Raw genomic sequence first — 20,702 nt, 5'->3', positions numbered from 1 at the left:
GCACAGCGCAGGCACAGGAACACCACAACGTGGCCAAAGCCCGGCGGCCGACAGTGAAATCATGAACGCCACCGCCCCCTCCCGCAGCGGCGCCCCGCGGCCCGGGACGACTCCGGTCGGCCTCGGCGGCCCGCATCCCGTGCTCGACGTCGTCATCCCGGTCTACAACGAGGAAGCCGACCTCGAACCGTGCATCCGCAGACTGCGGGCGCACCTCGCCGAACGGGCCGGCTACCCGTACCGGATCACCGTCGCGGACAACGCGAGCACCGACAAAACCCGTGCCGTGGCCGGGGAACTGGCCCGTGAGTTCCCCGAGGTCGAGGTGCGCCACCTGGACGAGAAGGGCCGCGGCCGCGCGCTGCAGGCCGTCTGGTCCGTCTCGGACGCCGCCGTGCTGGCCTACATGGACGTGGACCTGTCCACCGATCTGGCCGCGCTGGACCCGCTCGTCGCGCCGTTGCTGTCCGGACATTCGGACGTCGCGATCGGCAGCCGCCTCGCCCGCGGCGCCCGCGTGGTCCGCGGGCCGAAGCGCGAGTTCATCTCCCGCTGCTACAACCTGCTCCTCCGCGGCACGCTCGCGGCGAGATTCTCCGACGCGCAATGCGGGTTCAAGGCGATCCGCGCCGACGTCGCCCGCGCGCTGCTCCCCCACGTGCGCGACACCGGATGGTTCTTCGACACCGAACTGCTCGTGCTCGCCCAGCGCGCCGGGCTGCGGATCCACGAGGTGCCGGTGGACTGGGTCGACGACCCGGACTCGTCGGTCGACCTCGTCGCGACCGCCACCGCCGACCTCAAAGGCATCGCCAGGGTCACCCGGGCGACCTTCACCGGCGAGATCCCCGTGCACCGGCTGCGCGCACAGCTCGGCCGCGAACCGATCGGCGTCCAGGCCCCCGGAGTGTCCCCGAGCCTGGTCAAACAACTCGTGCGGTTCGCCGCGGTCGGCGTCGCCAGCACCGTCGCGTACCTGCTGCTTTTCCTGCTGCTGCGGACCATGGTCGGCGCGCAGGCGGCCAACTTCACCGCGCTGCTCGTCACCGCGATCGCGAACACCGCGGTGAACCGGCGGGTGACGTTCGGCGTCCGCGGCCGGGCCGGAGCCGGCCGGCACCAGTTCGAAGGGCTGATCGTGTTCGGCCTCGGCCTGGCGCTGACCAGCGGTTCGCTCGCCCTGCTCAACCACACCACCCATCCCGGCCTCGCCCTGGAGACGACCGTGCTCGTGCTGGCGAACCTCGCCGCCACGGTGCTCCGTTTCCTGCTGCTGCGGGGCTGGGTCTTCAATCCGCGCCGTACCGCTGTCGAGGAGTCGTCTTGAGCGCTGTCCTGTCCGCCCGGCCCGCCGCCCCGGACGCGCCGGATCGCGCGAAGCCTCGCTGGATCCGTCCGTCGGTGTCCGGCCTCCTGGCGTTCACCGCAGTCCTGTACTTCTGGGACCTGACCGCTTCCGGGTTCGGCAACTCGTTCTACGCCGCGGCCGTGCAATCGGGCACACAGAGCTTGAAGGCGTGGCTGTTCGGCTCGCTGGACGCCGGAAACGTGATCACTGTCGACAAACCGCCTGCCGCGCTGTGGGCGGGGACGGCTTTCGCGCGGGTCTTCGGGTTCTCCAGCTTCACCGTGCTCGCCCCGCAGGCGTTGATGGGCGTCGGCTCGGTCGGGTTGCTGTACCTGACAGTTCGCCGGGTTTCCGGGCCGCTGCCCGGGTTGCTGGCCGGTGCGATGCTCGCGCTGACGCCGGTCGCCGCGCTGATGTTCCGGTTCAACAACCCGGACGCATTGCTCACGCTGCTCCTGATCGCCGGCGCGTACTGCACGGTGCGGGCGGTCGAGAAGGCCAGCCCTCGGTGGCTTGTGTTCGCCGGCGTGGCAATCGGTTTCGGTTTCCTGACGAAGATGATGCAGGCGTTCCTCGTGCTCCCCGCGTTCGCGCTGGCGTACCTCATCGCCGCGCCGGCCGGGCTCGGGAAACGGTTGCTGCACTTGGTTTACGCCGGGGTCGCGGTGATCGTGTCGGCTGGCTGGTTCGTGGCGCTGGTGGAGATCTGGCCTTCGGCTTCGCGGCCCTACATCGGCGGGTCGACCGGGAACAGCCTGCTGGAGCTGGCGCTCGGGTACAACGGGCTCGGGCGGATCTTCGGCGGGCAGGGCAACGGCTTCGGCGGTGGCGCCGGAGGCGGGATGGGCGGCGGGAACACCGCGTTCGGCGGCAGCTCCGGTCTCGGGCGGATGTTCGGCGCGAGCTTCGGCACCGAGGTCTCGTGGCTGCTGCCGGCCGCGCTGACCGGCCTGGCGGCCGGGTTGTGGTTCACCCGGCGGGCCGCACGCACCGACCGGACCCGGGCGTCGCTGCTGGTCTGGGGCGGGTGGCTGCTCGTGACCGGGTTGGTGTTCAGCTTCATGGGCGGCACCGTGCACCCGTACTACGCGGTGCAGCTCGCGCCCGCGATCGCCGCGCTGGTCGCGATTTCCGGGCACGCGCTGTGGCGCGGCCGGGCGCACACCGCGCCGCGGACGGTGCTGGGCGGGATGATCGCGGCGACCGCGGTGTGGGACTTCATCCTGCTCGACCGGACGCCGGACTGGTTTCCCGCGCTGCGCTGGGTGATCGTGGTGCTGGGGTTGCTCGTGAGCACCCTGGTGGCGGTCGGGGTGCCGCGAGTGCGCACCGTCGTGATCGGCTTGGCGGCGGCGGTCGTCCTGACGCTCGGGATCGGTACCGCCGGGTACGCCGTCGAGACGGTTTCCGTGCCGCACAGCGGTTCTATCCCGACTTCGGGTCCGCGTAGCAACGGCATGGGCGGTTTCGGCGGCGGAATGGACGAGACCAGCGGCTCTGTCGGGCAGCTTTTGGGCGGCACGACGACGAAGTGGGCCGCCGCGACGACCGGATCGCAGTCGGCGGCGAGCCTGGAGCTGGCGAGCGGCAAGCCGGTGATCGGCATCGGCGGCTGGGACGGCAGCGATCCGGCCCCGACGCTGGAGCAGTTCCAACAGTACGTCGCGGCGGGCGAAGTGGCGTACTACGTGGACGGCGGCCGGGGCGGCGGTCCCGGCGGCGGGTCGAACGACATCTCCGAGTGGGTGGCCGCGAACTTCACCGCGACCACGGTCGGTGGCGAAACTGTTTACCAGCTCACCCGGTAAGTCCGGAAATCCTCAGCCTCCTCCCAGGAAGGAGGCGCATTCTGGAAAGCACGGAGAGTCATCCGCCGCGAACGTCCGGGAGGTCACGATGGCCGCATACCCACGCTGGCACACCGCGAGCGAGCAGGGACCGCGCGAACGCAACGCGGACGCGGTGAGCGCCTACGCGGCCGCCGGGGCACGCGGAATCACCTTCGCGCTCGCCGACGGCGTCGGGGACGACCCCGGCGCCGGGCGAGCCGCACAGGTCGCAGCCGCGGCCGCCGCACGCACTCCCGTCGAATCCGGTCCGGTCCGGGCGATTTTGGCTGCCCAGCAAGCAGTTCACCGGTTGGGCGGCACCGGAGACGCAGTCCTCGTGGTGGCCATGCCCTTCGCCGGCGGATACCGGATCGCCTGGGTCGGCGACGCGCGAGCGTACTCGTGGGACGGGTCGATGATCCACAAACTGACGCGGGACCACACGATGGCGGAGTACTTCCGCTCGCGGCACCAGCCGTACTCGCCGCGAATGGAGCACCTGGTCACCACGAGCGTCCGCACGGCGAGGCCCGAGGAGATCGGCACGACGGAAACCCCGAGCGGCGGCCTCCTGCTCACCAGCGACGGCGTGCACAAGGTCCTGACGCCCGCCACGATCGACGAAATCCTCGCCGACCCAGCCCGCGGCGCCTCAGCTCTGGTCGCCACCGCCATCGCCCTGGGCGGCCGCGACAACGCGACGGCGCTGTTCGTGGAAGCTCCGGACGTGGCCGCGCTGGTCACCGAGAGGTTTCCGACGGCCGCCTAGGCGCGCTCGCGTTTGAGGTTTCGGTACTCGCGGTAGACGAGCACGATGATCACCGCGTCGAGCGCCGCGAAGAACGGCAGCGCGATGGAGTGCGTTTCGCAGGCGCGGTAGATCTCGTACACGACGAACGCCGCGAGCACGACCATCGCGACCGGATACGCGCGGACCCACTTGCGCGCGAGCGCCCACACGAGGCCGAGCTTGAGCAACCCGTGCGCCAGCAGGTACACGACGGCGAACGTCTTGGTGCCCCCTCCGGCGAAATGCTCGGCAGCGGTTTCCAGATGCCGCGCAAGCGTGCCGGAGGGGTCGCCAAGCAGGTCGCGGGTGATGACCGCGTTGACGAACCCGGTGACGACCGTCGCGGGGATGAACGCCAGGATCAGCGCCCCGATCAGCTGAAGGGCTCCGTCGAGACCCTTCAGCGTGATCGCGATCTTGAACAGCCGCTCGGTGGAACGGGTGGAGGTCTCCTCGCTCATCGGTACAGGAAACCGGAAAAGGCCCGCGGGTGCTGGGTTGCTAGCCGGTTTTCGAACAGGTGATCCGGTTTGCGTCACTGCGACTTGGCCGTGGGACGGGTGTTTCGGTTCGCGCACGCGGTGGGTCAGTGCCCCGCTCCGGCGCCTCACCGCGCGGCTTCCTTCAGTCGCGGAGCATTGCCACACCGCCCTTGCTCTGGCAATCCGCGCAGCGCGGATACCGTTTCGTGTGATTGTGCGGATCCTGCCCGAACGCCGGATAACACGCGGCTCCGCACAATCCGAGATACACCGGCCCGCAGCGCAGCGGACGGCGCCCGACTTGATGCGCGAGCCGCGCCGCGTTCTCCGGCGCGCCCGCCTGCGGCAGCCAGCCGTGCGCGGGCAGGCTTGCCAGGACGACCTCGTTCAGGTGATCGGCCCGCCGGACCAACGCCCGGCCGAGGTCGAGGAGACGCTCGCCGAGATCCCGCACCGCGTCCGGCCGCGGGCATCGTTCGTCGAGCGCACGAGTCAGGAACGCGAGATCCAGTGCCAGGGTGGCTTGCAGGTCTCGAATCCAGGCAACCAGCTCTGGGCCGGTGAGCCCGACTGCCGACGTGCGCTGTTCGGGCAGCCTGCTCCAGCGGCCGGTCATGCGCTGTTCCCGGTCCGCGCCCGGCGGCCCCGTGCTGCACCGACCACGCGCCGGACGCCGGCGTCCCTGCGCGTCGACCCCGCGCTCGATGCTCCGGCCGATCCCGACGGCACTGCCTTTCGCGCCATGCGCGCCGAATCCGGCCCCGCCGCGACCCGTGCACGCACAGCCGTCACCGCACTGTTCACGCCAGGCACCGTCCATCGCTCGAGCGCGCCCGTCCCTCCCGGCGGAGCCATTCGTCCGCGCAGTCAGTGCACGTCGGATCGAACCAATGGCCGCCGAGCTGCGGCACGTCACTGCGCGCGACCGTGACTTCGGCTCCGCACAGCGCGGTGAATGTTTCCCCAGGTCGCGGCGCGAACGGCTCGTCCAGCGCGTGCCGTTTCCCCTCCGCCTGTTGCCATCTGAACACCGGGCTCCTCCCCTTGTGGTGCGTGGAGTCCCATTTCGGATGTCGCCGCCGCGTAACGCAAGCCCCCGTTCCGGGTGATCATCAGAACCGGGATTTTCCCGTAGCCACAAGCACTTTCCCCGCGCGCCGGGGGCTGAGCACGGGTTACCGCCGAGTAAGCTGTCACCAGATGGTGACACCCCGGAGGGCGGACGCCGCCGCGAGCGTTACGGTGCCCGTGCTGCCTCAGCGATGCGAAGCGCGGCAGCAGCCACGGGTGCCGCGAGGGGGAAGGCGGCGGACGTCCGCGGGGACATCACCTCGCTTTCTGGAGTGCGGTCGCGGCAATGACTGCTGTCGCCGAGCGCATACGCAACCCCGCACGAGGGTTGTCACACGACAGTGGCGCGAATCGCCAGCGCGGGCTCGATCACGCCACGATGGCGGGCACGCCGCGTCCGAGTCACGCAGTGCGGTCACCACAGCCACGGGTCGCGGCGCAGCGGGCGTTGCACCGCGTCAGGCCGGGTCGACAACGGTGCGGCTGATCAGCACACCGGCCTCATGGTTATGCAATGCGGGCCCGACACGCGCCTTGCTCAGCAACGAGCCGGGTCACGGCACGGTGGTACGACTGATCAGCACGTCGAGGCCGGGGCCGGTCAGATCGTCCGCCGCCGCGCGTCGGCCCGCCAATGCGAGCAGCAAGGCCTCCGCCGGGCCGCTGACTTCGACGCCGTTCCCGGACGCCCAGTCCAGGTCGGTCGCGACCGCACGCAGACCGGTCAGCCGGCGCGACACCCCGATCGGCGGAGCGCGCAGCGACAGCTCCAGCGCCCGGCGCAGCCGCACCGCCGGGATCGTCCTCGGCAGCCCGAGCGGGCGGCGGATGTCCTGTTGGTGGATCAGGCCGTCGAGAAACCCGATCATCCCGCCGAACCTGCCCAGGATCCGGCCCGGCTGCGGGTGCCGGCGCATGACGCCGATCAGCTCCTCCGGCGCGCGCACGCGATATTCGGCGAGGCCGGTTTCGTTGGCCCGGCTCAGCGAGAGCCTCGCTCGGGCCAGCCGTCGCGCCAGCTGGCGTCCGCTCAGTTCGTCGTAGCTCACGACGTGGGCGACGACCGAGCGAACGTTCCAGCCGGTGCACAGCGTCGGCTGGTCCCACTGTTCCGGCGTGAGCGTCTCCAGGAAGTCCGCGAAGTCGGCGCGCTCCTCGCGAGCCAGCGTCCGTACGTCCATGCCCTCCCCCGTCTGCGGCGGACACTCACCGTAGCAGCGCAGCCGTCGCGTTCGCCGGGTTGGTCAGGAGGGGAACTCCAAAGTGGACCTCTGCACACATTCATCCGATCGGGTCGAATACGCACGGATGGATAACACCTGGAATAGTCCGGCAGATCGTGAACACCCGTTCCGGGAACACCAGTGCGCACGGCTTCGGCGAAGAATTTTCCGCACCGGGTTAGCGCTATCGGCAGCGGGCGTGCAAAGATAGCGTTGCCGCAGGCAGGAGGGATTAAAAGGGTGGAATATTCCATTCCCCGGACGCCCGCCGCGGCCGCCGGGACCAGTTCCCCTCGGGGGCGGGCCGGGAACTGTGTTCCGGCACTTTTTCCGGCGGACAAGAAAGGATGCGCAATGACCGTTCCTGGCGCGGAAAATGCAGGCCAGGCGTGCCGCCAGGCAGAAGAACCGGACATTGGCGACGACAGACCGTATGCCGTCGCCGTGAGTCAACGCCCCGGCCGGGTGACAGTGACGTTTCACGAACCGGGCATGCCCCCGCCGGCTCCGGTCGCGCCCTCGCCGCGGCCGAGCACCAGACCGGCCTATCCGTCGTGGAAGACCGCGTGGACGTCGGTCGAGCTGGCCGCGCAGCGGCCGGACGGCGGGACTCAGCCGTGGCAGCTGATCGCGCTCCTGCTGATCCTGCTCGCCGGGGCGACCGCGATCGTCTTCGCGACCGCCGGCGTCCTGGCTGGTCTGGCCACCGCGAGCGGAGTCGCCCTCGTCAATGTCACCGGCGCCGTGCTGCGCAAGCGGCACGCCGCGAACCGGGACGCCTGACCACCCTCGAAGCGGACGCCGGCGGCGGCTCGCAGCCGCCCGCGTTCTGCGCTCCCGGTGCCCGGCCGGGCAGGGCCGGGCACCGGGAGACGAGGTTGCCGTTCCCGCGCCGAGTGCTGGCGACGGGTGACGGCGGGAGGGAAGGCCGGAGCGCGCTGCTCCATCGGACCTGCGCGAGTACGGCACGCCTGCTCGACGCGGCTTCGCCTGACTCGGCGGCCCGCCCCACGCTCTCGGCCGACCCCGCTTGGCGTGACTCGGCCCGGCATGACTCGATCCCCCGACACGGCGCGGACAACCTCGCCTAACCGGCCCGCCCGACCCCGCACGGCCGGGCGCAGACTCGGATCAAGCTCATGCGGCTCGCGGGGACTGGGCCCGCCCCTCCCCGCTCGACCACGGCCCCTCCCGGCTCACCTGCTCGGCTCGGCTCGGCTCACCTGCTCGGCTCGGCTCGGCTCGGCTCGGCTCGGCTCGGCTCGGCTCGGCTCGGCTCGGAGAGAGTCGGCCCGCCGACCCGGATCCGCAACCCTCGGCCGCAACCCGGATCCGCAACCCTCAGCCGAAAGCCCCAGAGCCCAGTCTCCCGAGCCATGACCCCGATCCCGCGGGCCCGCCCTTCGCGCCCAGGCAGCCGCCTCACGGAGCGGCGCAAACGGGACTGCGCCGAACAGCTCAGCTGATCAACCGCTCGACAGGTGTTCTCGACGGCAGGACACCCCAACCCCTCCACCCGTCAAAAAACCACGAAAAAAGCACCACCGCCCCACCTCAACAACGAAATCCACATCACCAATCCGAAATTGCACGTGCGAAAGCATCACCGAATGCACGAGAAGTGTCCATTCAGGTGAAATCCCCGCCCCGCGGCGCGAATGATCCACCAGCCCACTACCCTCAGGAATATTCCGGACACATTCCGTACTTCGCGGAATATTCCATTCACTGACCGAAACCGAGAAAACGAGGGGTTGCAGTGGACGCCTACGACCCGCACGAGCAGCAGCACGCGCACCCGACCCACGCCCCGGCGGCCGGGCTGGCGGCGCGCTTCCCGGACCACGCCTGGCGGAAACCCTCCGCCTGCGGGCCGAATTCCGGCAACTGCGTCGAGGTCAACCTGGCCGAGCACGGGCTGGTCGGGGTGCGGGACAGCAAGATCGGCAGCTCCCCCGTCCTGGTCTTCGACCGGGGCGAGTGGGCGAGTTTCGTCGAGGCCGTGCGACGCGGGGAATTCGACGGCTGACCAGGCACGACACCGCGGTGCCCGCCGAAAGCAACGTGAACCTCGCGAAAAAGGCGCCGACCCGGCCTATTGCCCGCCGGGTCGGCGCATTATCATCGGAGGTTCTCACATCGGCCCCTGGACGAAATGACGGAGCCCCTGGTGACCTCCCCGATCCGGCAACCGCCGCCGTCTCTGCGGACCCAGCGTTCCCGGCTGGGTTCCCGGATCCTCACGTGGCGCACCGCGCGCGGGCTGACCCAGGTCGACCTCGCCGACGGGATCGGCTGCAAACAGCCCAAGATCCAGAAAATCGAGTCCGGCAAGGCAGGCACCCGGCCCGACGACCTCGAACGGATCATCGAGGTGCTGGACATCCCGCCCGCCGACGCCGATCAGCTGCGGGAGCTCAACCAGGCCAACGATCCTTCCGCACGCCGGGCCGAGCGGAGGATGATCACGCCGCAGTGGTTCCGCGAGATCCTGGAACGCGAACAAGCGGCGGCGGAAATCCTGAGCTGGACCGGGAACCGCATCCCGGGACTGCTCCAATCGGAGTATTACATGCTCGCGCAGTTCCAGGCCAGCCGCCAGGAGCGGGTCACCGACCGGGTCGCCGAGCGCAAGGCGCGGCAACGGCTTTTCGACGCCTGCCCGGCTCCGCGGGCGGTCTTCATGCTGGAGTACAGCTGCATCGAGAAACTCGTCTGCGGCACCAAGGCCAGCATCGCCACCGATCAGCTCGAGCACATGATCCGGATCGTCGAGACGCATCCCTTCGCCGAGGTCCGGATCCTCCCGCGCGACGCGGCCGCCTATCCGGACGAGGACTTCACCATCCTCCGCTTCGACCATCCCGACCTGCCCGATTTCGCGTACCAGGAAAGCAAAGTCAAGCTCATCACCGTGCCGCGGGGCCAGGACGAGTTCGCCTCCTACGAGGAGTCGTGGGAAGCCCAGCTCGCCGCCACCCTCTCGCGCGACCAGTCCCTGCAATACCTGAAGGAATGGGCCAGCCGCTGCGCGACGCCCGCCCGCTGACCAGCAGTCCCGAACGAAAGGAACAGCCACCGGTGGCCGACGAACCCTTCCCGCCTCCCGGGGTCGACCTCGACCACCCGAGCGTCGCGCGGGTGTATGACTACTACCTCGGCGGCACCACGAACTGGACGATCGACCGGGAGTTCGCCGACGAGGTGATCCGCGAGTTCCCGCTGATCCGCCCGATCGCGAAGGCCAACCGGCTGTTCCTGCACCGGCTCGTGCGGCACCTGGTGAAAAAGGGCGTGCGGCAGTTCGTCGACATCGGCTCCGGCGTGCCGACCATGGGCCACGCGCACCAGGTCGCCGACGAACTCGCGCCGGGCGAGAGCCACGTCTGCTACGTCGACTACGAACCGGTCGCCGTCGCGCATTCGGAAACCCTGCTCCGCGAGTCGGGCGACCTCGGCAGGCACGCGGTGATCCACGCCGACATGCGCGATCCGAAACGGATGTGGGAGCAGATCGCCGCCACCGACGTGATCGACGTCGAGAAGCCGCTCGCGTTGCTGCTGATCGCGGTCCTGCACGTTCAGCAGCCGCCCGCCGAGGAGAGCGGCGGCACCGAGGATCTCGGCCCCTCCCTCGCCGCGCAGTACCGGGATCTCCTGCCCTCGGGCTCCTTCCTGGGGATCTCGCACGTCACCGACCGGGATATCCCGTCCGACGTCGGTGCGCGGCTGGCCGAGCTGAAAGCGGCCTACGACCGATCGAGCAGCCCGGTGATCTTCCGGTCGCGCGAGGAGATCCAGGCGCTGTTCGGGTCGTTCGAGATGCTCGAACCGGGGCTCACCTGGACGCCGTCGTGGCATCCGGAGGAATCCGGCGAGGGCGCGCCGCAGGTGGAGTTCCCGACGCCGGCGCATTCGGTGATCCTCGCCGGAGCCGCGCGGAAACCGTAATTCGCTCGCCTCGCGCGGGCGCCGCTGCGACCATCGACCCATGCGCACGAGCACCGTGGCGGACCGGATCCGCGAAGCCACCGTCGTGCTCGGGGACCGGACGGACGAGGGCCGCTACCCCGACCCGACGGGATGGTGGCGTGCGCCCGAACTGCTGCGCGAACTCGGTCCGGCGCTCGCCGGGCTGTTCGCCGGCGAGCGGCCGAATGTCGTGCTGGGCCCCGAATCCCGCGGGTCGCTGCTGGGTCCGCTGGTCGCGGTGGAACTCGGCGCGGGCTTCGTCGAGGTGCGCAAGAACCGGTACCCGGCCTGCGATTCCGACCGGTGGCTCCAGCGCACCTCGCCGCCGGACTACCAGGACCGGCACCTGCGGCTCGGCTTCAGCCGCCGTCTGCTGCGGGCAGGCGATCGCGCGCTGCTGGTGGACGACTGGATCGACACCGGCGGCCAAGCCTTCGCCGCGCAAGCCCTGGTCGCCGACGCCGGGGCGACGTGGATCGGCGTCGCGGTGATTGTCGACGGGCTGCGTCGCCACGAGCCCCGGCGGCGGCTCCGCGTGCGCTCGCTCCTGCACTCGCGCGACTTCTGATCACCGGAACGCGTCGATGCTGCGCCCGGCCCAGGAAGCGAACGAGGTCGCCGGACGGCCGAGCACCTTCTCGACGTCAGGGCTGCTGCGAATCTCCTCCGCAAGCGGCTGGCCAAGGATGTCGAGCGTTCCGTCGGCGACCGGTTCCGGCATCTGCCGCAGCATCTGCTCTCGTGCCTGCGCGCGGCCAAGCTCGACGACTTCCAGCGGCTCGCCGAGGGCAGCACCGAGGATCTCCGCACGCTGTCGCGGGCTCGTCGCCTCCGGTCCGGTGAGGACATAAGCCTGTCCGGCATGGCCGCCCTCGGTCAGTGCGGCGGCGGCGACTTCGGCGATGTCGAGCGGGTCCACGGCCGGGAGCGCGACGTCGGCAAACGGCGAGAAAACCGTGCGCTGGGATCGAATCGACGGGATCCACGCGAAGGTATTGGTCGTGAACCCGCCGGGCCGCAGGACTGTCCACTCCAGACCGGACGACCGCACCGCCTCTTCCAGCGCGGCGAGCGGCGCGTGCGAAACCGCGTCCGGCCGGGTCCCCGCGGCCTGGGACGACTGCAGGACGACCCGCGAGACGCCAGCGTCGGCCGCCGCGCGCAGGACAGCTTCCCCGTCGACGTGCGCTCCCGCGCCGGAGACCAGCAGAAACAGTGCGTCCGCGCCCTTCAGCGCCGGAACCAGGCTTTCCGGGTCGGCCAGGTCCGCGACCATCGGGGTCACCCCGGGCCTCGACGGCGGCGGGGAAGTCACGCCGCGGGAAACGGCGGTCACGGCGTGCCCGGCTTCGGTCAGGGACTCGGCAAGCAGGCGGCCGACGTTGCCCGTGGCGCCAGTGACGACGATCATGACTTGCTCCTCAGCTAGGGGTCGAAAGCGACACAGCGAGGCTAAAAGCCGCCGTACAGTAGGTTCCCCAGGGAAAGTATTGGAGCCGCATGACCACCACCGCGCAGACCGGCGCCGATCCGCTCGCCGCGTGCCGGATCAGCCCGGCCGTCGACCTGCTGTTCAGCCGGTGGACGACCCCGATCCTGTGGACGCTCAGCCAGTCCGGGCCGGTGCGGTTCGTCGAACTGGAGCGGCGGCTCGGCGCGACGGGGAAAGTTCTGACGCAGCGGCTCCGCCAGCTTGAACGCGACGGCTTGGTGGAGCGGCGCTCCTACGCCGAGGTGCCGCCCCGCGTCGAGTACGAGATCACCGAACTCGGCCGGAGCCTGTCACCGGTCTTCGCCGCACTCGCCGACTGGACCGACAAGCATCTGCCAGCGGTCGAGAAGGCTCGCGACGCGTATGCGGGGCGGCTGCCGCGTTAGGTGTCGTGAGTGCTGGCACCCGGTTCTCACCGGCATAAACACTCACGACACCTCAGCTACCCGGCGAACTGCTCGTTCCCCAGCACGCCGAGCAGCTGGATCTTCTCGAACGCCTCGCTGCGCGGCGGCGCGGTCAGCACGAGCAACGCCTGCGACTGGTCCTCGGTGAACAGCACCTGGCAGTCCACCTCGATCTCGCCCAGCTGCGGATGCACGAGCACCTTGTGGTCCTCGAACCGTTTGGCCACTTGGCGTTCTTCCCACAACCGCGCGAACTCGGGGCTCTCCCGGGTCAACGCGCGCACCAGTTCGCCCGCCCGCGAACGCGGACCCATCGACCCGTGCACCACCCGCAGATTCGCCACCAACGCGCGGCTTTGCCGGTCCCGGTCGTGCGCCGGGTAGACGAGCCGCTCGCCCGGGTTAGTGAACCACCGGTAGATCTCGCTGCGCGCCAGTCCGGTGTACTGCGATCGGTCGCCGTACAACGCGTCCGCGAACCGGTTCTGCACCAGCACCTCACCGAGGTTCGACAGGATGAGCGCGGGCGTGTCGGACAGCCGGTCGAGGACCCGCATCAGCGCCGGCGCGACGTGCGTCGCCGCGACGATCGGTGACGGCGCGGTGCGGCCGGCGAGGCGGAACAGGTAGTCGCGCTCGTCGTCGGTGAGCCGCAATGCCCTGGCCAGCGCGGCCAGCATCTGCTCGCTCGGCTGCGGTCCGCGTTGCTGCTCCAGCCGCGTGTAATAGTCGGTGGACATCGCCGCCAGCGCCGCGACCTCCTCCCGCCTCAGTCCCGCCGCCCGCCGCCGCGCGCCCGCGGGCAGCCCGACGTCCTCGGGCCGCAATCCCTCGCGACGGCTGCGGAGGAAGGCAGCCAGCTCAGCTCGATCCATGGCTCCAGTATCGGCTCGGCCCGCCGCGCCAGCCAGGGATCGCCGGTCCCCCGATCTGCGGTCTCTGCCGCCGCGCCGCCGGGCGGCCGAGACTCAGTGGCATGGACATCACCGGAAACACCGTCTTCATCCCCGGCTCGACCAGCGGCATCGGCCTCGCTCTCGCCCTCGAACTGCGGGCGAAGGGCAACACCGTCATCGTCGGCGGGCGACGCACCGAACTGCTCGCGCGGATCGCCGCCGACCACCCCGGTCTCGACACCGTCCAGATCGACACCACCGATCCGGCGAGCATCGAAACCGCGGCCGAGGAGGTGCTCGCGAAGCATCCGGATCTCAACGTGCTCGTCCCGATGGCGGGCATCATGCGCGTCGAGGACTGGCACCGCCCGGAGTCCTTTTTGGACAGCGCGGAAGCGACCCTGACCACCAACGTCCTCGGCCCGATCCGGCTCATCGCCGCGTTCGTCGAGCACCTGCAAACCCGTCCGGACGCCACCATCCTGACCGTTTCGTCCGGCCTCGCCTTCGCGCCGCTGAAAGCGACGCCGAGCTACAACGCGTCCAAGGCCGCGATCCACCTGCTCAGCGAATCGCTGCGGCTGCAGCTGGCCGACACCTCGGTGAAGGTCGTCGAACTGGAGCCGCCGTCCGTGCGCACCGCGCTCCTGCCCGGCCAGGAGGAAAGCGAGTTCGCGATGCCGCTGGACGCCTTCGTCAGCGAGGTCATGACGTTGCTCGAAACGCAGCCGGACGCGACCGAAATCCAGGTCGAGAACGTCAAATTCCTCCGCCACGGCGAGGCCCGCGGCGACTACCACGAGGTGGTGGCGATGCTCAACGCCGCGGACCCGCACGGAAAGTGAACTACGCCAGGTACGTCGGCCATCCCGCCACGATCGTCGCGGACACCGGCATTTCCCGAAGTTCCGTTGCCGACAGTCCGCTCGGGTCGGCCGCCGTCAGCACCAGGTCGGCCACGTCGCCGACCTGGACGCCGCGGCGGCCGCCCGAGGACGCGGCCAGCGCGTCGGCGAGCGGGATGGCCTGCTCCGGATGCCATGGCGGCCGCTCGTCGTCGGTCCGCCCGACCGCGGCGGCGATCCCGTCCCACGGATCGAGCGGCGCGACCGGCGCGTCCGAGCCGAGTTCCAGCCGGGCGCCGGATTCCAGCAGGGCGCGGTAGGCGTACGCGCGATCGGTGCGGCCGTGCCAATGCCGGTCGGCGACGTCGCGGTCGTCGGGCTGGTGCGCGGGCTGCACACTCGCGACCAGCCCGAGCGCGGCGAACCTCGGCACGTCCTCGGGCCGCAGCAACTGCGCGTGCTCGATCCGGCCCGGGCAGCCGACCTCGGCGAACGCGTCCAGCGCGATGGTGTTGGCGTGGTCGCCGATCGCGTGCACCGCCGGAATCAGCCCGTGTTCGTGCGCGCGGCGCAGCAACGGCACCAATTCCTCCGGCGGCAGCTCCAGCAGCCCGTTTTCGCCGGATCCCGGGTACGAATCGTGGCAGTAAGCGGTGCGGGTGTTGAGCGAGCCGTCGACGAACAGCTTGAACGGGCCGACTGTGAGCAACCCTTCGCCCGCGGCGAGAACATCACCGGTCCGGTGTCCTCTTTGGATGGTCTCGTCCAGCAAGTACCGGGCGATCACACAGGAAACCCTCGTCGCTGGTTTGGCCGCGGCCGCCCGCCGAGTCCAATCCGCGACCGTGTCCGCGTATTCGTAGTCGACCACCGACGTCACGCCCCGCTTCGCCGCGGCCGCCAACGCATCGGCAACCCAAGCGTCCTGGACCTCGACCGGCGCGGACGGCAACGCGGCCGTGGCGCTCATGCAGTCGTTCTCCAGCAGGACGCCGGTCGGATGCTCGCGGCCGATCAGCTTCAACGCGGCCGGGCTGAGCCACAACGTATGCAGATCCGCGCTGAACAGCGCCACCGCGCGGCCCGGCAGCGCGCGCTGCAGCAGATCCTTGTGCGGCCGATCCGGCCAGAGCCCGTCCCGAAACCCGGCGCCGACGACGAGTTCCCCAGCCGGAGCGTCGAGCAGCTTCTCCATCAGCAATTCGACCGCGCCCACTGCGGATCGCGCCCCGTCCAGCGGGATGCGCCTGCGGAAACCGGCCCACTGAACGAGGTGCGCGTGCGCGTCGACCAGGCCAGGCAGGAGCGTGCCGCCGTGTCCGTCGAGCACGCGGGCCGCGAACCCGGTTCCAGCGCCCGGTTCCTCGACAGCCGACACGACACCGTCGCGCACCCGAACGTCGGCGAGCGGTCCCCGCAGCCCGACCCGGACGCGGCGGAGGAGAAGATCGTCCATGTGCCCAGCCTGCCAGTCAGCCCCGTTCGGGTGAAGCGGGAATTCTCGTGCTGGGGCGGGCGTTGGAACGGGTACTCGCAATGCATGGCAGCCGTCGCCCGCCGAAGGGTCAGGGCCGGTCAGGAGCGCCGCCTTCACAAGCCGCGCAGGGTTCGACTCCCTCGGTTGCCGCTTCTTTTCGCCGACCCGCGCGGGTCGGTGCGGATCACCCTGGCTCGCGGATGCGGGCGGGTGGCCGTTGACCGGCCGGCCCCTCGCGCAGGCTGGACTTTACGCACCGACGTCGTCTCCACGTCAGCTACCGCGCACCGACGTCGTCTCCACGTCAGCTACCGCGCACCGACGTCGTCTCCACGTCAGCTACCGCGCCACGACCGGCTTGAGCGGCGGGACCGGTTGCCCGCCCTGGTCCGGGCGCGCAGCGGAAGCCGCATCAGGCAGCCGATAGGGCCTCGGGAACGCTTCGAACTCCGACTGTGCGCGGAGTGCGGGTCCCGCTTCAGCAGCCAGGCGCCGTCCTGCCCCGGCTGCCGCAGCCCGTCAGGCCGGCCTTCGAAACACTTAGCGCTCACCGTTCCCGCCCGCAATACTTAGCCTCATGGCTCAGTATTCGACCACGCTCGACGGGGTCTTCGCCGCCCTCGCCGATCCGACCCGGCGAGCTGTCGTGCGGCGGCTCGGGCAGGGGCCGGCGAGCGTCGGGGATCTGGCGGGCGACGCGCCGATGACGTTGCCGTCCTTCATGAAGCACGTGCGGATGCTTGAGTCGCACGGGCTGATCCGCACCGAGAAGTCCGGCCGGGTGCGGACGTGCGTCCTCAACCGCGACCGGTTCGCGCTCGTCGAGGACTGGCTCGCCGAGCAGCGGCGCGTCTGGGCCGGGCGCACCGACCGGCTCGAACAGTTCGTCACCAGCCAGGAGGACCAGCCGTGAACCCCGACCTCGATCTCGCCATCGACCGCGTCATCCGCGCGCCCCGCAAGCGCGTCTGGGACGCCTGGACCGACCCGGCCAGCCTCGCCCGGTGGTGGATTCCCGCCCCGCTGCGGTGCCGCGTCGAGGAACTAGACGTGCGCGCTGGGGGTGCGTTCGTCACGCGGATGAGCGAGGACGGCGACACCTTCGTCCCGCATCTCGACGCGTGTTTCCTCGTCGTGGAAGACTGCGAGCGGATTGTTTTCACGAATGCGCTCGACAGGGCGTGGCGGCCGGCGAACCCGCTGCCGGTCGCGATGACGGCGGAGGTGCTCCTTCGGGACCATCCGGACGGCACGGACTACCGTGTCGTCGTCCGGCACGGGGACCCGGCGGCCCGGGAACGGCACGCCGGCCTCGGGTTCGCTGACGGCTGGGGCACGGTCACGGCTCAGCTCGCCCGGGTCGCGGAAAGCGGGGCCTGACACAGATCTCGATGACCGCGTTCGGCACTCTCGACGGGGCAGGCCAAGGGCCCGGATCGTCCACAGTGGACACCAGCGACCAGTTCGCGGGTTCGTTCCGCATCTCGACCAGGTCTTCGTCCAGCGGGCGCCGGAGTGGCTGACGGGTTGCTCTTCGGCCGTCGCACGTACACGTCGTTCGCCAAGGGCTGGCCCGCGATCGGGGGCTCACGAGCATCACAGGCGGGCGGCGGAGACCATCGCGCGGTAGACGTCGGTGTTGTCCACCGTCCCGTCGAGGCGGTCCGCGCCGGGGCCGGTCGCGGTGACCGGGGTCGGCACCCCGCTGTGGTCGCCGGTCGTCCAGTCGACGGTCAGCGAAAGTTTGGTGCCGGGAACGGGAAACAGACCGTCCTCATCGCCCTCGGGAGCACCGTCAGTGTCCTCAATGGCCAGTCCGCCGGTCTCGTGGTCGCCGCCGACGATCACCAGGGTGTCCGGATGCGAGCGGGTGAAGCGAAGCACCTCGGCGACAGCCGCGTCGAGTGCCCGGCCCGCGTCGAGGACGCCGTGCGCGTTGTTTTCGTGGGACATTCCGTCGATGCCTTCTTCTTCCAGGAACAGGAAGAAGCCGCGCGGGTTGGCGGAAAGCGTGTCGAGCGCCTTCTTCGCCATCACCGGCAGCGCGACCTTCGGCTGGTACGCGCCCTTGCCATCCGGGCCGTAGTCGACCATGTCCTCGTTCGCGAACAGTCCGAGCAGCCGCGGCGCGCGAGTCGCGGCGAGCTCGCCGGCGTTCCGCACGTAGGTGTAGCCGGAGCGCTTCGCCTGCTCGATGAGGTTGCCGTGCGTGCTGCGGCTTTCCTCTCCCGGCTTGTCCGGCCACGCGCCCGGATCGCCCTTCGGCAGCCACCAGTCTTCGCCGCCGCCGAGGAGAACTTCCGGACGGCTTTCGGTGAGGTACTGCTGCGCGATGTCGCTCTGCAGATCCCGCGAAGGCACGTGGGAGGCGAACGCGGCCGGCGACGCGCCGGTGACCTGCGCGGTGGTGACCAGGCCAGTCGACTTCCCAGCGCGTTTCGCCTGTTCGAGCACCGTCAGCAGGCGACGGCCCTGTGCGTCCTGGCCGACCGCGCCATTGCGCGTCTTGTGCCCGGTGGCCAGCGCGGTCGCCGCCGCGGCCGAGTCGGTGACGAGTTCGTCCGGGTCGCCGGGGTCGGTGTGCACCATGCCGGTGACCGGGAGCCGGTTCATGACCAGGTCGCCGGTGCGGCCGGTCGTCGCGAGCCGGACGAACTCCCGCTGCGCCGCGCCCATGCCGTCGCCCTGGATGTAGACGATGTTGCGCGCCTTCGGATGCCAGCCGCCGGAGGCCGCCGAGGGACTGTCTCCCGCCGTCGCGACCGCGGGCACCGCCCCGGCCACTGCGAGCACGGCCGCGGTGAGCACCATCGTCTTGCGCATCCGGATCCTCCTTTAGTTAGGAAGCTTTCCTAACATGTTTCCCGGAGCGCTGCGAGAGGGTCACCTGAATGGACGTGTCCGCCGACGGTGAACAGCACCCCGCCGGGTCTCGGTGCTCACTACGGTGGGTTCTCATGGAGACCGTCACGACGCGCACCGTCGAGTACCCGGCAGACGGCCTCACCATGGTCGGACGCCTCGCGCTCCCCGCAGGCACCGGCCCTCGGCCCGCGGTCCTGATCGGGCCCGAGGGCACCGGCCTCAACGACTTTCAACGCGCACGGGCCGACGCGCTGGCCGAACTGGGCTACGCGGCACTCGCGTTCGACATCCACGGCGGCCGCTGGTTCACCGATCCCGACGAGATGCTGGCCCGCTGCCTGCCGCTGCTCGACGACCCGGACCGGATGCGCGACATCGGCCACGCGGCGCTCGACGTCCTGCTCGCCGAACCGCGGACCGACCCGAGCCGGATCGCCGGAATCGGCTACGGCACCGGCGGCGCGATCGTGCTGGAACTCGGCCGCGCGGGCGTCGAGCTGCGCGCGATCGGCACGGTCAACGGACTGGTCACCGGCCGTCCGGGCGAGGCCGCGAACATCCGCTGCCCGGTGTGGGCGGGCGTCGGCTCGGAGGACCCGATCATGCCGCCCGCGCAACGGGACGCGTTCGCCGCCGAGATGCAGGCGGCGGGCGTCGACTGGCGGCTCACCGTCTACGGCGGCGCCCAGCACGCTTTCCACCACCCGCCGGTCGGCCCAGAGCAGCGGCTCCTCCCCGGCGTCGGCTATCAGCCGGTGCAGGCCGAGCGGGCCTGGCGCGACGTCGTGGCTCTGCTGGCCGAGAACCTGGGCTAGCGGGCGAGAAACGGTCCCGGATCGGCCACAACGCCGTGGATGGTGCGGCCCGCGGCACCCAGTGTCGCGGCGGATTCGCCGAGTGCGGACGGGCTCAGCACCGGCACCGAACCGCGGAGGCCGGTCAAGCGCGTCCGCAGCACGGCCTCCGCGGCGGGAGCCAGCCAGGGAAACAGCGGCCCGAACACGCCGCCGAGCACCACCCGGTCCACATCCACCAGATTGACCGCCGACGCCAGCGCCAGCCCCAACGCCTCCCCTGCCGCCGAGACGGCCGACAACGCCGCGTCGTCGCCCGTCGTCAAGGCAGCAGACAGCGCGTCCACTGTGGATACTCCGGCCGCGGTCAGCATCGCTTCCTGCCCGGCGTAGGTCTCCAGGCAACCGGCCGCACCGCAGCGACAGGACGATCCGGATCGGGACACCAGGACGTGGCCCAGCTCGCCGCCGGTGCCGCGGAACAGCCGCGAGTCCACGACCAGCCCCGCGCCGATGCCGATCTCGCCTGACACGTAAAGGAAATCCGCCGTCCCGGCACCGAACCACAGCTCGCCCAGCGCACCGAGATTCGCCTCGTTGTCCACCGAAACCGGGACCGGCAGCTCCAACTCGACCGGAACGTTCCGCCAACCGAGGTTCGGCGCGCTCAGCACCACGCCGTCCCGCACCGGGCCGGACACCGCGAGCACCGCGCCAGCGACCGTCAAACCCAGCTCGCGCGCCTGCGCCAACTCCGCGGAAGCCAGCTCCCGCACCGCCTTCAGCACAGTTTCCGCCGACACGCCGCGGTTGTCCCGCTCGACGCGGACCGACCGGCGGACCGCGCCGGTCAAGTCCAGTACGCACGCGGCGAGATAGTCCACATTGGCCTCAAGCCCCAGCGAAGCCATCCGCGCGCCGCTCAGCGAAACCTCGACCCCGGGCCGGCCGCGCTCCCCCGCCCGCACGGCGGCGGTCTCGGACAGGAAGCCCGCCTCCAGCAGCGAGCCGACCAAAGTGGACACGGTCGACTTGGTCAGCCCGGTCAGCTCCGCCAGCGCGGCGCGGGTCAGCGGGCCGCCGCGGCTGATCTCGCCGAGCACCAGTTCGAGGTTCCGCGCCCGCATCGCGTCGTGCCGGACCGGTTCCATCCACACCTCCGCTCTTGACGGCCGGGACGACCGTAGCGCAGTATTTAGTCTACAACGTGA

Annotated in this window: 22 protein-coding genes; 13 read left to right on the top strand and 9 right to left on the bottom strand. The window is 70.5% G+C overall.

Annotated features, from left to right (window positions below):
• Positions 1-61: 61 nt before the first annotated feature.
• The 3 genes from BM362_RS35790 (at position 62) to BM362_RS35780 (ending at position 3,946) form a co-directional block, all read left to right on the top strand.
• Positions 62-1,327 (top strand): bifunctional glycosyltransferase family 2/GtrA family protein, encoded by a 1,266-nt coding sequence (locus BM362_RS35790; protein ID WP_093576160.1) that lies wholly within the window; start codon positions 62-64, stop codon positions 1,325-1,327.
• Positions 1,324-3,156: an ArnT family glycosyltransferase gene (locus BM362_RS35785; protein ID WP_093576159.1), complete on the top strand. Its 1,833-nt coding sequence runs from the start codon at positions 1,324-1,326 to the stop codon at positions 3,154-3,156. The genes BM362_RS35790 and BM362_RS35785 overlap by 4 nt, the downstream gene beginning before the upstream one ends.
• Positions 3,157-3,244: 88 nt before the next feature.
• Positions 3,245-3,946 (top strand): PP2C family protein-serine/threonine phosphatase, encoded by a 702-nt coding sequence (locus tag BM362_RS35780; protein WP_093576158.1) that lies wholly within the window; start codon positions 3,245-3,247, stop codon positions 3,944-3,946.
• Here the strand turns inward: BM362_RS35780 and BM362_RS35775 are convergent.
• The 4 genes from BM362_RS35775 to BM362_RS35760 form a co-directional block, all read right to left on the bottom strand.
• Positions 3,943-4,428 carry a DUF2127 domain-containing protein gene (locus tag BM362_RS35775; protein WP_067595229.1) on the bottom strand — a complete coding sequence of 162 codons (486 nt, stop codon included), beginning with the start codon at positions 4,426-4,428 and terminating at the stop codon, positions 3,943-3,945. The two genes, BM362_RS35780 and BM362_RS35775, sit on opposite strands and share 4 nt — an antisense overlap.
• Before the next feature lie 163 nt (positions 4,429-4,591).
• Positions 4,592-5,065, bottom strand: a complete 474-nt coding sequence (locus BM362_RS35770; RefSeq protein ID WP_093576157.1) for a hypothetical protein — start codon at positions 5,063-5,065, stop codon at positions 4,592-4,594.
• A 184-nt stretch (positions 5,066-5,249) separates the two neighbouring features.
• Positions 5,250-5,480, bottom strand: coding sequence for an HC3 family zinc finger protein (locus BM362_RS35765; RefSeq protein ID WP_067595226.1), 231 nt, complete (start codon positions 5,478-5,480; stop codon positions 5,250-5,252).
• 594 nt (positions 5,481-6,074) lie between these two features.
• Positions 6,075-6,701, bottom strand: coding sequence for a maleylpyruvate isomerase family mycothiol-dependent enzyme (locus BM362_RS35760; RefSeq protein WP_067595221.1), 627 nt, complete (start codon positions 6,699-6,701; stop codon positions 6,075-6,077).
• 486 nt (positions 6,702-7,187) lie between these two features.
• Between BM362_RS35760 and BM362_RS35755 the strand changes: the two genes are divergently transcribed.
• The 5 genes from BM362_RS35755 to BM362_RS35735 all read left to right on the top strand — a co-directional run bounded on the left by BM362_RS35755 (position 7,188) and on the right by BM362_RS35735 (position 11,283).
• Positions 7,188-7,526 (top strand): hypothetical protein, encoded by a 339-nt coding sequence (locus BM362_RS35755; RefSeq protein WP_143132580.1) that lies wholly within the window; start codon positions 7,188-7,190, stop codon positions 7,524-7,526.
• A gap of 976 nt (positions 7,527-8,502) precedes the next feature.
• Complete coding sequence (locus BM362_RS35750; protein ID WP_425285753.1) at positions 8,503-8,772, top strand: DUF397 domain-containing protein; 270 nt, start codon at positions 8,503-8,505, stop codon at positions 8,770-8,772.
• Positions 8,773-8,913: 141 nt separating this feature from the next.
• Positions 8,914-9,792: a helix-turn-helix domain-containing protein gene (locus tag BM362_RS35745; protein ID WP_244287394.1), complete on the top strand. Its 879-nt coding sequence runs from the start codon at positions 8,914-8,916 to the stop codon at positions 9,790-9,792.
• A gap of 32 nt (positions 9,793-9,824) precedes the next feature.
• Complete coding sequence (locus BM362_RS35740) at positions 9,825-10,694, top strand: SAM-dependent methyltransferase (protein ID WP_067595305.1); 870 nt, start codon at positions 9,825-9,827, stop codon at positions 10,692-10,694.
• Positions 10,695-10,734: 40 nt separating this feature from the next.
• Entirely contained in the window at positions 10,735-11,283 is a 549-nt protein-coding gene (locus BM362_RS35735; protein ID WP_067595214.1) for a phosphoribosyltransferase family protein, read from the top strand.
• On the opposite strand, the gene BM362_RS35730 is transcribed toward BM362_RS35735, so the two are convergent.
• The gene (locus tag BM362_RS35730) at positions 11,284-12,126 is read right to left on the bottom strand and encodes an NAD(P)H-binding protein (protein WP_093576154.1); all 843 of its coding nucleotides are present in this window, start codon (positions 12,124-12,126) and stop codon (positions 11,284-11,286) included.
• Positions 12,127-12,215: 89 nt separating this feature from the next.
• Here BM362_RS35730 and BM362_RS35725 point away from each other — a divergent pair, with 89 nt between their 5' ends.
• A complete protein-coding gene (locus BM362_RS35725; protein WP_093576153.1) occupies positions 12,216-12,593 on the top strand; it encodes a winged helix-turn-helix transcriptional regulator in 378 nt (125 codons plus the stop codon).
• Between the two features lie 56 nt (positions 12,594-12,649).
• Here BM362_RS35725 and BM362_RS35720 read toward each other — a convergent pair whose 3' ends face one another.
• Complete coding sequence (locus tag BM362_RS35720) at positions 12,650-13,489, bottom strand: MmyB family transcriptional regulator (protein ID WP_093576152.1); 840 nt, start codon at positions 13,487-13,489, stop codon at positions 12,650-12,652.
• Positions 13,490-13,590: 101 nt separating this feature from the next.
• Between BM362_RS35720 and BM362_RS35715 the strand changes: the two genes are divergently transcribed.
• Complete coding sequence (locus BM362_RS35715; protein WP_067587735.1) at positions 13,591-14,355, top strand: SDR family oxidoreductase; 765 nt, start codon at positions 13,591-13,593, stop codon at positions 14,353-14,355.
• Position 14,356: 1 nt separating this feature from the next.
• On the opposite strand, the gene BM362_RS35710 is transcribed toward BM362_RS35715, so the two are convergent.
• The gene (locus BM362_RS35710) at positions 14,357-15,811 is read right to left on the bottom strand and encodes an amidohydrolase (RefSeq protein WP_093576151.1); all 1,455 of its coding nucleotides are present in this window, start codon (positions 15,809-15,811) and stop codon (positions 14,357-14,359) included.
• Positions 15,812-16,409: 598 nt separating this feature from the next.
• Between BM362_RS35710 and BM362_RS35705 the strand changes: the two genes are divergently transcribed.
• Positions 16,410-16,745 carry an ArsR/SmtB family transcription factor gene (locus BM362_RS35705; RefSeq protein WP_093576150.1) on the top strand — a complete coding sequence of 112 codons (336 nt, stop codon included), beginning with the start codon at positions 16,410-16,412 and terminating at the stop codon, positions 16,743-16,745.
• Complete coding sequence (locus tag BM362_RS35700; RefSeq protein WP_093576149.1) at positions 16,742-17,212, top strand: SRPBCC domain-containing protein; 471 nt, start codon at positions 16,742-16,744, stop codon at positions 17,210-17,212. Before BM362_RS35705 ends, BM362_RS35700 begins: the two co-directional genes overlap by 4 nt.
• A 216-nt stretch (positions 17,213-17,428) precedes the next feature.
• On the opposite strand, the gene BM362_RS35695 is transcribed toward BM362_RS35700, so the two are convergent.
• Positions 17,429-18,655, bottom strand: a complete 1,227-nt coding sequence (locus tag BM362_RS35695) for an alkaline phosphatase (protein WP_093576148.1) — start codon at positions 18,653-18,655, stop codon at positions 17,429-17,431.
• 134 nt (positions 18,656-18,789) lie between these two features.
• On the opposite strand from BM362_RS35695, the gene BM362_RS35690 reads away from it, so the two are divergent.
• Positions 18,790-19,512, top strand: coding sequence for a dienelactone hydrolase family protein (locus BM362_RS35690; RefSeq protein WP_093576147.1), 723 nt, complete (start codon positions 18,790-18,792; stop codon positions 19,510-19,512).
• On the opposite strand, the gene BM362_RS35685 is transcribed toward BM362_RS35690, so the two are convergent.
• A complete protein-coding gene (locus tag BM362_RS35685; RefSeq protein ID WP_093576146.1) occupies positions 19,509-20,642 on the bottom strand; it encodes an ROK family transcriptional regulator in 1,134 nt (377 codons plus the stop codon). The genes BM362_RS35690 and BM362_RS35685 overlap by 4 nt on opposite strands.
• Between the last annotated feature and the right edge of the window lie 60 nt (positions 20,643-20,702).

The sequence above is a fragment of the Amycolatopsis rubida genome (assembly GCF_900115345.1).
In the GTDB taxonomy this organism is placed as follows: Bacteria; Actinomycetota; Actinomycetes; order Mycobacteriales; family Pseudonocardiaceae; genus Amycolatopsis; species Amycolatopsis rubida.
Note: the sequence above shows the minus strand (reverse complement) of the source record. Positions and strands in the feature narration are given on the sequence as shown.

What these genes read in the sequence shown, in the direction of transcription:
- BM362_RS35790 (WP_093576160.1), top strand. Translation starts at nt 62, where the DNA reads ATGAACGCCACCGCCCCCTCCCGCAGCGGCGCCCCGCGGCCCGGGACG.
- BM362_RS35780 (WP_093576158.1), top strand. Translation starts at nt 3,245, where the DNA reads ATGGCCGCATACCCACGCTGGCACACCGCGAGCGAGCAGGGACCGCGC.
- BM362_RS35775 (WP_067595229.1), bottom strand. Translation starts at nt 4,428, where the DNA reads ATGAGCGAGGAGACCTCCACCCGTTCCACCGAGCGGCTGTTCAAGATC.
- BM362_RS35770 (WP_093576157.1), bottom strand. Translation starts at nt 5,065, where the DNA reads ATGACCGGCCGCTGGAGCAGGCTGCCCGAACAGCGCACGTCGGCAGTC.
- BM362_RS35760 (WP_067595221.1), bottom strand. Translation starts at nt 6,701, where the DNA reads ATGGACGTACGGACGCTGGCTCGCGAGGAGCGCGCCGACTTCGCGGAC.
- BM362_RS35735 (WP_067595214.1), top strand. Translation starts at nt 10,735, where the DNA reads ATGCGCACGAGCACCGTGGCGGACCGGATCCGCGAAGCCACCGTCGTG.
- BM362_RS35730 (WP_093576154.1), bottom strand. Translation starts at nt 12,126, where the DNA reads ATGATCGTCGTCACTGGCGCCACGGGCAACGTCGGCCGCCTGCTTGCC.
- BM362_RS35725 (WP_093576153.1), top strand. Translation starts at nt 12,216, where the DNA reads ATGACCACCACCGCGCAGACCGGCGCCGATCCGCTCGCCGCGTGCCGG.
- BM362_RS35720 (WP_093576152.1), bottom strand. Translation starts at nt 13,489, where the DNA reads ATGGATCGAGCTGAGCTGGCTGCCTTCCTCCGCAGCCGTCGCGAGGGA.
- BM362_RS35715 (WP_067587735.1), top strand. Translation starts at nt 13,591, where the DNA reads ATGGACATCACCGGAAACACCGTCTTCATCCCCGGCTCGACCAGCGGC.
- BM362_RS35710 (WP_093576151.1), bottom strand. Translation starts at nt 15,811, where the DNA reads ATGGACGATCTTCTCCTCCGCCGCGTCCGGGTCGGGCTGCGGGGACCG.
- BM362_RS35705 (WP_093576150.1), top strand. Translation starts at nt 16,410, where the DNA reads ATGGCTCAGTATTCGACCACGCTCGACGGGGTCTTCGCCGCCCTCGCC.
- BM362_RS35695 (WP_093576148.1), bottom strand. Translation starts at nt 18,655, where the DNA reads ATGCGCAAGACGATGGTGCTCACCGCGGCCGTGCTCGCAGTGGCCGGG.
- BM362_RS35690 (WP_093576147.1), top strand. Translation starts at nt 18,790, where the DNA reads ATGGAGACCGTCACGACGCGCACCGTCGAGTACCCGGCAGACGGCCTC.
- BM362_RS35685 (WP_093576146.1), bottom strand. Translation starts at nt 20,642, where the DNA reads ATGGAACCGGTCCGGCACGACGCGATGCGGGCGCGGAACCTCGAACTG.